This window comes from Komagataeibacter swingsii, assembly GCF_003207895.1.
Taxonomy (GTDB): domain Bacteria; phylum Pseudomonadota; class Alphaproteobacteria; order Acetobacterales; family Acetobacteraceae; genus Komagataeibacter; species Komagataeibacter swingsii.
In genome coordinates this window covers 1-10,279 of sequence record NZ_NKUB01000050.1, presented here as the reverse complement: position 1 = coordinate 10,279, position 10,279 = coordinate 1, and the positions used below count along the sequence as shown (strand labels likewise).

The 10,279-nt window shown below is 56.3% G+C and carries 4 protein-coding genes; all 4 read right to left on the bottom strand.

Features of this window, described 5'->3' with window-relative positions; all coding sequences use genetic code 11:
* Positions 1 to 41: 41 nt before the first annotated feature.
* The 4 genes from CFR76_RS16575 to CFR76_RS16555 all read right to left on the bottom strand — a co-directional run bounded on the left by CFR76_RS16575 (position 42) and on the right by CFR76_RS16555 (position 9,114).
* Complete coding sequence (locus CFR76_RS16575; RefSeq protein WP_110557897.1) at positions 42 to 5,102, bottom strand: lactate dehydrogenase; 5,061 nt, start codon at positions 5,100 to 5,102, stop codon at positions 42 to 44.
* A 1,199-nt stretch (positions 5,103 to 6,301) separates the two neighbouring features.
* A complete protein-coding gene (locus CFR76_RS16565; protein ID WP_231850461.1) occupies positions 6,302 to 7,048 on the bottom strand; it encodes a replication initiator protein A in 747 nt (248 codons plus the stop codon).
* A gap of 162 nt (positions 7,049 to 7,210) precedes the next feature.
* Positions 7,211 to 8,092, bottom strand: a complete 882-nt coding sequence (locus tag CFR76_RS16560; RefSeq protein WP_010517477.1) for a ParB/RepB/Spo0J family partition protein — start codon at positions 8,090 to 8,092, stop codon at positions 7,211 to 7,213.
* Positions 8,092 to 9,114: a ParA family protein gene (locus CFR76_RS16555; RefSeq protein ID WP_025440117.1), complete on the bottom strand. Its 1,023-nt coding sequence runs from the start codon at positions 9,112 to 9,114 to the stop codon at positions 8,092 to 8,094. Before CFR76_RS16555 ends, CFR76_RS16560 begins: the two co-directional genes overlap by 1 nt.
* Positions 9,115 to 10,279: the final 1,165 nt, after the last annotated feature.

Here is a 10,279-nt window from a genome sequence, read left to right as displayed (position 1 = left end):
TGTCTCCTTACGCCTACGGCTTCAGGAGACAGGCCGGGCCTTCAACAGGGGGTTAATATTGCATGCCGATCAGGGGTTATTTTTGAGTGCCGATTGACATCCAGCGCTTTCAGCTCAGCGCGCTTCTCATCAAGCATCGCCTGTTCCGCGAACGGCAGGCCCAGACGGGCGCGGTAGGATGGCAGGCGATGCTGCGCTTCCTCCCGCATCCGGATTGCGTCACGGAGCGCGTCATCGATCCGAAGCAGCGCATGTTCGAGACGCGAGGTCAGCCCAAGGCCCTTCGTGTCATCCTCGACGGCGATTTCAATGCGACCTGAGCGCGCTTCCATAAACAGCGTCACGTCGACCGCGCGCTTTTCGCCGCGCACGCGACGGCCAGGCCCAGCTTCGCACATGACGGCGAACCCACCGATGCGTCCGAGGTTCCAAACCCCTGCCTCACCGTTCTTTGCCGCCAGGCGGACCTGGGACAGGAGCCATGATCCGGCCTTCTCGCGCTCGGTGAGGTCACCCTTGTCCCTGCGCAATACGAATGCATCCCCCTTTGTGGGCTGACGGCTGGCAATATCCGCCTCGATAAGCGGGATCTGGCGCTCCGCGCCCGCAATCTCACGCTCGGCCCGGTCGATGGCACGTTTTACGGCGAACTGGTCGTCATAATGGGCGGCCGCCAGTCTCTCGAGCCGCGCAAGATCGGCCTCCAGCCCGGCTTTGCGCATCAGCCGGGCATCGCCTGAGGCGAGCGCCTTGGCCATGGCGAACTGGTTTCCCCCTTCCCCGCCAATGTCCTCAATCCGGCGGATGGAACGGTCACCTGACATCGCAAGGCCAATAAAGCGCTGCTTGCGCTCGAGGAGCTGCCAGTTGGTCGCGTCAACAGAACCCTGCTGGGCATAGGCGTAGAGTTCGATTTCCGCGTGCTGGTTGCCCTGCCGCTCGATACGCCCCTCGCGCTGGATGATGTCGGAGACCAGCCACGGCACGTCGAGATGATGCAGGGCCTTGAGGCGCTGCTGGGCGTTGACGCCGGTGCCCATGGTCGCCGTCGAGCCGATCAGGATCCGCTTGCGGCCGGCATTGAGATCACCGAACAGCTTCTGCTTCGCCGCACTCTTCCTGTAGTGCTGCATGAACGCGATTTCCGCGCGTGGCACGCCCAGGCGGATCAGTTCATCGCGGATCCACGTGTAGGCGGAAAAACCGCGTGTCTCCATCGCGCTCTCGGTGCCCAGATCCGAAAAGATCATCTGCACCGCCCCCGGCAGGTCGTACGGCCGACCGGTTTCAGGATCGCTGTAACGGCTTTCCGATGTCTCCTGCCATATCCGGAACACGTTCCCGATCATCAGGTTCAGCTTCGATGTGTCGTCATTCGCGGCGAGAGGGGCGACGAAACGCAGGTCGATCGCGGCATGACGGGCATCGGTGATGACGGACAGGAGGATGTCATCGCCCTTCTGGGGACGTCCCTGGCGTGCTTCAATGGCGTTGATGCGGGCCGCCAGCGTCTTCTGGTAGGCCCTGAAGTTATCGTTTGTCGGCGCGACAATAATCTCGCGACGCCCGCCCCGGATGGCTGGCAGATTCACGTACTGGCGCAGGTCATCGTGCTGCACGACATCCGCGAAGTCGCGATACATCGCTATGAGGTCGGCGACGTTGACGAACTCGGTGAAGCGCGTGACCGGCTTGTAAAGCCCGCTTGGCTGCAGTTCCAGTTCGGTACGGGTTTCGCCGAAATTGGCTGCCCAGGCATCGAATTCATGCAGGTAGCGCTTCTGCAGCGCCTTAAGATCCATATAGCGGCTGACCGTCCACATTTCGGCGAGCGTATTGGTGATCGGGGAGCCGGACGCCATGATCAGCGGACGTTCCGGATTTTTTGCCGCCAGGTAGCGCGTCTTCACGAAGAGATCCCAGGCCCGCTGCGAGCCGTTCGGATCGACCCCCTTGAGGTCGGACTGGTTGGTTGCAAAACTCAGCTTCCGGAACTGCTGCGCTTCATCGACGAGGATCTGGTCGATGCCGATCTCTCCCAGATGCACAAGATCGTCCTTTCGAGCGGCAAGGCCTTCCAGCTTCGCCTGCATCTTCTCCTTCATGCTCTCGACCCGCTTGCGCGAGAGGCGATCGGCCGCGTCGACGCTCTCCAGCACTTCCTCGTAAGACGCAATCTGCGCCTCGATCATCTGGCGCTCGAAATCGCCCTCTACCGGGATGAACCTGAATGCGTCATGCGTGATGATGATCGCATCCCAGTTTCCGGTCGCAGCCCGGGCAAGGAACCGCTGGCGCTTTGCCTTCACGAAGTTCGTCTCGTCAGCGACAAGGATCCGCGCGGTCGGGTAGAGCATGAGGAATTCGCGGGCCATCTGGGCGAGGCAGTGACCGGGAACGGCGATCATCGCCTTGCTGATCAGGCCAAGCCGCTTCTGCTCCATGACGGCCGCAACCATCGAGAAGGTCTTTCCCGAACCGACCGCGTGCGCGATATACGTGCCGCCCGCGGCGACGATCCGCCAGATCACCCGTTTCTGGTGGGCGCGCAGGCTGATTGTGGTGCTTGCACCGGGCAGGCGCAGATGGGAGCCATCGAACGCACGTGCCACGAGGTTGTTGTAGGTGTCGTTATACAGCCTGACCAGCCTCTCGGCCCGATCGCCATCCTGCCAGACCCATGTCTCGAACGCACGCCTGATCGCCGCCAGTTTTTCCTTTGCGGCTTCCGTCTCCTGTGTGTTCAGTTCGCGGTGCTCATTGCCATCGCCATCACGCCAGACATCCCATATTTTTGGTGATGCCTGCGTCAGGGCATCTTCCAGCAGTTCGCCGGCATGTCGCCGTTCCGTTCCCCAGATTGACGTTGCCTCGGCCTTGCCCATGAACGCCCGTTTTTCCACGGTCCAGCAGGCGACCGCGGGGGCGTGATAGATGGTCGTCTCGACCCCGAGCACCTCGGCGGTGAAGGCGATGATGTCTCTGACCGGCAACCAGGGAGCGCCAAGGCGCGCGGTGATCTCCGACGGACGCAGATCGGCTGGCTGGACGGCTTCCAGCGCCGTGACGTTCCGGGCGTAGCGTCCATCCATCCGGGCTGCATCGCGTGCCCCTTCCAGCTTGGTCCGCACGGCGCCGGAGAGCATTTCAGCAGCCGTAACCCAGACATTGCGACCGTCCACGCTTCGTACCGGATCGAGATAGACCGCATCACCCAGTGCGGCCGCGACCTCAGTTTCGGACTGCCCCATGAGTTCCGCGATCCGCGGCATTTCCACGCCGCCTGTTTCATGCAGGCAGACGGCCAGGGCGTCATGGGCGGAATGGATCTCGGGTTCGACAGGCGCATGAATGACGCGCTCCGAGAAAATCGGTCCCATCCGGCCTTTCTGTGTCGCCTCGTCGTATTCCTCGATGGACGAGACCAGCCAGACGTCGGGATCATCATAAAATGGCGTCAGGTTTGGCCGCCGCTGGGTTTCGTTTTCGACCCTGGTTTCCGGATCGATCCTGACTGTCACGTTCATCAGGTTGATCGGGCCGAACTGTCGGACGAAACTGAAATAGGCACGCTTCAGGTCGCCCTGCAGGCGTCCATAAGGCAGATTCTCCATCTGCGCCCGCAGGACCGCGCGTGCCGCATCCCGGACGGGTATCAGCGCGATAATGATCCGGGCATGCTTCTGAAAGAGGCCGTCCTTCTGGTCCCCCTTCCTGATGGCGACCGTCACAGCCTGTCCATCGCAGATCTGCTGCAGGACGCCTTTCGTGACGAAGTAGGAGCCCTCTTTCAGCGGGGCGCCATCGGCTGCTGTGCCGACCAGCACACCGGATCCCGTCGGCCGGACAATGCGCTGGTCCAGGGGTTCCAGAAAGCGCACGTCCTGCCCGATCCGGCCCATGGCCTCGGACAACATCACATCAAGCCTGCCGTCGGCACGCGCGTCGCATGTGTAATCGGGACCGAACTGGGTGGTGGTCCAGCCGTGACGGCCAAGCACCTGCTCCGGATGGTCGAGAAAGTAGCGATTGACGAGGAGCGGACCGTTACCCTGGTCGCTATCTGCAAGGGCTCCTGTTTCCAGCCAGGTCTCATCGTCGACCCCGTCGCCGATCATGCGCTTGCGGAACACCAGCACGTCCACGACCACGTCCGTGCCGGCGTCATCGCGCATTGCCCCGGCCGGGAGCCGGACCGCCCCCACGAGGTCAGCCATGTCGGCAATGGTCCGGCGCGCGGTGCTGTCCGTCTTGTCCAGCGTATGGCGGGACGTCACGAAGACTGCAATGCCGCCGGGGCGGAGTGCTTCGATGGATCGGGCGATGAAAAAGTCATGCAGGCTCAGGCCAAGCCGCCCCAGGCCTTCCGGGCCACGCACGGTGCGATTGGAAAAGGGTGGATTACCGATCGCAAGGTCATACCCGTTTGCGAGCTTCACTGTCGTGAAATCCTCGCTGCGGATCCACTGGTTCGGATAAAGCCTGCGCGCAATCCTTGCCGTAATCGGATCATTCTCGATCCCGGTAAAGGCAATGCGTCCCTCAAGCCTTTCCGGTCGGGCCGCGATGAAAAGACCGGTCCCACAGCCGGGTTCAAGCACAGAACCGCCCCTGAAGCCCATCTGCAGCACTTTGTTCCAGAGTGCGTGCACGATCAGTTCAGGGGTAAAATGCGCATATTGTGTCGCGCGCTTCAGTCCTGCCCTCTCAATGTCTGTCGTGGAGGTGTGGATCGCCTCGCCAATCTCTTCCCAGCCTGGGCGGGCGCTATCGCTTTCGGATGGAAACAGGTTGTTCGCCAGTTCGCCTGCTCCAAAGCCGGTGAAGCGTGACAGGACGATCTGTTCGGGGGACAAGGCGTTTCGATCTGCTTCTTCGATCTCCTTGAGCAGCGCGATAGCCAGCGCATTGTCACGGGCCCGCTGTTTCCAGGTGTCAGCGAGGCCACGGTTGGCCGGCATATGAAAATCAATCTGGGGAAGGACCATCGCGGCCGGCAAGACAGGGGGCGAGCCATCTTCGCCTTCAAGTTCGCCCCAGAAAAGGTCGTTCTGGGTATCTGCGAGAGCGGTTGTGCCGAAGAGGTTGAGCTGGAACGACATGGCCGTGCTCCGTACAAACGCCGGCGCCCGGCGCTGCCTCTGCAGGCCGGGATGTTTCCGGGTCAGGTTTTCGGGATGTCAGGAACGGGCGTGCTAATCAGGTTGTGTCGCCTGATTACTCTTTCCTTCAGCTCTCATTGCAACCGGGTCGGGCAGTGCGGGGCAAGGGTGCCGCGTAGCGGCAGCACCGGACCCGCGCGCAGGCGACGCAGACGCCGAGCACGGGGAGGAGCCGCCCCTTGCGGCGTGCTGGTCGATCTGGTGCTTTTACATACTGGCTTATATTTCTATTATGGCTTTTTATTCTCGGTTTATTAGCTTTTGGATTCTCGAATCTAAATCATATCCCTAAAGGGGTGTTTCTCGATTGGTGTAGTTGCAGAGATTGCGACGTTAATTCAACGTCGAATAAGCTGCTTCTTCAAGGGGGGGAAAGCTGCTGCTTACATACCGGAAGGTAATGCGTCTTAGCGCGAACTGAAGATGGAATGCAAGGAAGGCAGACTTATCCCCAACGGTCGAGTTAGAAGGTTATTTTTAAACTGTTAAAAAGTTAAAGGCCGAAAAGCGCGTTTAATATCATTTGGTTAGGGCCTGTTTCTGTGCGCGATGTTCCGATAAGGCGTGCGCGATATTCCGAAAGAAAGCGTGCGCGATATTCCGTTGGGATGTGCGCGATGTTCCGATAAGACGTGCGTGATATTCCGAACGAGAATCGCGTTGCTGTGAATAATGGGAGTAATCATCGTCGACAGGGCAGAAGGCATACTTTGCGACCGTCAAGAACAACTGCAACAGGCCTCCAATTCTTGAGAATGGATATAGGGAAGAGAAAACTTCGGAATATCGCGCACGCCGGAAAAGGCATTAGGCCAGATATTCGGAATATCGCGCACATTAACGATCTTCACCTTGCTAATTCGGTCATCAAGTTCACGCCGATAGTTGCCCAAGGTGTTTATGAGGCGCAGTCTCTGCCCAAACGCCATGAATTCGGAACATCGCGCACGTTTAAGGTAGGTCTCTGGCGTTCGGACGTCCGTGCGTGTGATTCCTTGGGCGATGACAAGTTATGGCATCCGATAAGTAGCAGGCTTGATATCTTAGGTATTTTGCGCTTCACAGCAGCCTAGGAAAACAAACGCGACAGCGTCTCATGGTTCGGAACATCGCGCACATGTCCTGCTCATATTTTATCGCTAAGATTGTGATTCTCGATGTTCAAAAATCACTACGGGACGCCCTCCCCTTGGACCTACTTCGAGGGATAGCTGATAATCGGGGATAACGTCATCGCCTATAATTTTGAGAAGATCTCTTTTGAAAAATCGTAATTCGCGTGTAGTACCGATTTTCTTGGCGAGTTTATCTAGACTAATTTTCCATATTTCCTGGTTACCAAGATGCTTTCGTCCGATTTCATAAATACGGCGCCCCAGGCCACTATCGAGACTAAAATAAGTGGGGTTAATTGTCAGCACCCTGCGTTCCTTGACGAGGGCACGAAACATCCAGTCATTGAGCGTAATTTCAATGGCTGCCATAATTTTACGTCCAGTCGATGTTTTCCGCTCGACTACGCGCCATGTCTCTATCCAGCCAAACCCGCGCCGGTCGCGTTCGTCTGCAGATTCGATGGTTGTCATGATATTTGTAGATCTCAGACGATGAAGCGCATCGAGCAAAAGGTCGTAGCTGCGCTTACCTGTTCCTCGACCGGTGACGCGCAGCAGATCATGCGCAGCGAAGCGGACTGTATGGTCGACAGTCATTCCTCGCTCAATGCGTTCATTGATAAGAGAGACGACATAAAGAAGTATGTCTTTATCCCAAATCGTCGCAAGCCCTTTTGGGCCAGGTTCTATGGTAATTTGTATTTTCCCGTCGTCATATACCAGAGGCTCCATGCGCGGTTGCTTCTGGATGCTGAAGAACGGATATTCCATAAGGGCTCTGTCATCCTTTAACGGAGCCCCTATTAGGGAGTCGACAAACAGGTCAGCTTCGTTGCTAGCCATTATCTACCCCAGCCTTGCCTTTTGTGCGCGATGTTCCGAACGCAAACAAACCGGTTAATACAGCCAGGGTCAATGATTCTCTCGTCAGTGTTACGTATTTTCATCACCCAGCACCTGATCAATCTCGGCCCGGAGTCTTCGCAAGCGTTCACGGTCTTCCGAATTAAGCGGGAGTTGTTGGGCACGGACTTCACTTAGACGCTGGGCCATCCTGTCTACGGATGTAAACGTAAATCCAGAAGGTTTGCGGGTCGGTGCGGATTCTGGCCGTTCGAGGTCAGCTCGACCCAGTCGAATAGCTTTTACTGTGAGTTGTCCGGTTCTGGCTTGTTCAATGAGCTCTTGTTGTCTCACAGGATCCGGGACTCGTGCGAGTTCCACAAGGGTATTTCGTGCCACACCTCGCTCTGACGTCAACTCTTCAAGGATATCGGTTGGGAGCGTCAGGATTTTCAGGATAGAGCTAATTTCGCCGCGACTTTTTCCAAGAACTTCACCTGCCTGGCTCTGGTTCCAGCCTCTTTTTTCAATCAGTCGTTGGATGCCGGTTGCTTCTTCCAGAGGGTTTAGGTCCACTCTCTGAAGGTTCTCAATGAGCGCTGCGACTTCAGCATCACCGTCGTGTTCAATTGCAAGCATGCTGGACCAGCCAGCATGTTGCGCTGCTCGCCAACGGCGTTCGCCCGCGACTATGACCCATCGTTTGTCGGATTGTGAGTTCGTGACACGACGTACAAGAATGGGTTGAAGCTGTCCTTCAGCGACCATGGTTTCTGCTAGTGCTGCGATACTCTCGTCGTCGAAACTTTTTCGCGGTTGGTCCGGATCTGGCGCTACTTCTGTCAAAGGAACTTCGAATGTATGTCGAAATTTGCCGTCCTGGCGAACGAAACTGTTGCTGGCGTCGTCAATGAGACCAGCGGCTACGCCGAGAATAGGAGACGGGGCTTTTGTTTTGCGTCGGGTTGCCATCACGCATTACTTTCAGGCTGTTCGATATCTGCAAGCGGAAAATCTGTCTTCGTTTGGAGTGCTTGTGCCAGTCGAAGGTATGGTGCCGTTGCGGCTGCTGAAGAAGAGGACTCCAACGCAATCCTGCCTGCGCGTGCAGCATGACCGTACACAGCGCTTGAAGGCACGGGTTCCAGAACTGGAGCGCGGTCTTTCATCATGGAACATAAGTGTTGAAGGACTTCGCGGTCCACAGATTTGCGTGCGTTATATTGGGTCGGTAAAATACCAAGGAGTCGAAGCCCTGGATTCAGACGACGCTGGATCTTGCCGATGGTGCCGATAATCAGGCCAACGCCCATTGTGTCGTAAGGCTCGGTTCTCACAGGGACAATTGCATCATCGGCGGCAGCAAGGCTCATCCATGTAAGCATGCCGAGATTGGGAGGTGCATCGATCACGATCCAGTCGTAGTCCTCACGGACAGGATCAATGGCTTCCCGTAGCGCGGCGTCAAAACCGGGTTCTCTCCGGCCGTCCGTTTCGGCTAGGTCAATATGGCTGGCGATGAAATCGAAAGGCAGTTCGCGTCCGTCTGGTAGCGTGCCCGCCGCAACCACGATCTCAGAAAGGGGTTTTCCACCAAGGATGAGGTGAGCGGTCGTTTTGCCTTGATGATAAAGTTCAACACTGGCGCCAGCGAGTATCCCGGCTGTAGCTGTGGCTTGTGGATCCATATCAATGAGAAGAACGCGCCCTCCCAGTGATGACAACGCGTATGCGAGGTTGAGCGATGACGTTGTTTTCCCAACGCCGCCTTTTTGGTTTGCCAGCACAAGTATTCTTGCAGAATCTTGAACTGCGCCAGCCATATTACGTATCACCTCGGCGACATCATCCGGGATTGGTTCTTTATCGTTTTCCCACCGGCTAATCTTGGGCTTATCATAGCTTCGGCCAAGTCTGCGGTTGAGTTCATCTTTGATGTCGGCCTGACTTAATCGCAAAGTCAGTCGGCTATTTCGAAATGTTTGACCGTTCATTATGGCTTCCCCAGACAGACTTTTGATGCGTAAAATAGCATCAACGTCAACGATGATGGTTGATGTTGATTGTTATGAGTCTTTCTTGTCAAGGAAAAAATCGACGGCATATGGGCTGATATGAAGCCCTAAATTGGTCTTCGAGAGATACGATCAATGTTGCCTGCTTCTCGTCGAACATCTAATCCGGCCCAGGTGCGGCATGGCTGAAGTGGCAACTTAGGACCATATTATAGATTACTTGTGTCTTGAATGAGGCTTTGTCAAAGCGGACGAAGCATTAAAACGAGGCATAAATCAGCCGAGGAGATAGCGATCAAAGATATAATGGAGGATGATATTTTGCTGTGCGACGTGTTACGATAGTCTTCTGGTTCTAGTTCATCCTTATGCTCAATGTTCGGACGTCAGAACATTCTCAGGCGGAATTTGTAAGATCATTCTCGGATGGGAGTAATACATTCCATTGCAAAATGCGTGAACTTCAGGGTATTGGAGCAGATGCTGATGTTCGGACGTCAGAACATCAGATGGCGCGTACCGGATTTTTATGAGCAGTGGTTCTGGACGTCGTTGGTCATCGAGATCGTGGTCGGTTCCTTGATTGCACTCCCCCCAAGTTCAGGAAACCTATCGAACATGCATTCACCCTGACTGGGGACTTGGATAATGCGTCGTTTTTCCTCATCGTCCACTGCGAGCGATCGCAAGGCGTGCTATGTCGATGAGGGGGCAGCAACCAATTCCGCTGTCTTCATGTGGCCGGCGTTTCATCCGAAAGATCGTCATGGAACGTACTCGCTGCAGTGAGACGTTCGCTGGACATGGTAAGACGGAGCATTGCCGCACCTTGGCGGCTCTAGCCTATGACAGCAAGACGGATCGCAGCATCGGGATAGACCAGGACGCTGCCATGGCGCTCATCCTCGAATGTTCAGGAGGCCGACCTGTTAATCATGTGGAGATGACGATACGGTACAAGCGGATCATCGACGTTCTTTTTCAAGGCATGAAAGAAGTGAGAGATAGGTCACGCTGCTACATATGCCGTTTTGCTTTGAACTAACACTACAGTTGTGTTTTGATGCGAGATATGATTCCGTGTGTTGGTATGGAACGGAACAGGATGACAGGTGGCGCGTCTGTTGAGGAGACGCTGTCGCTG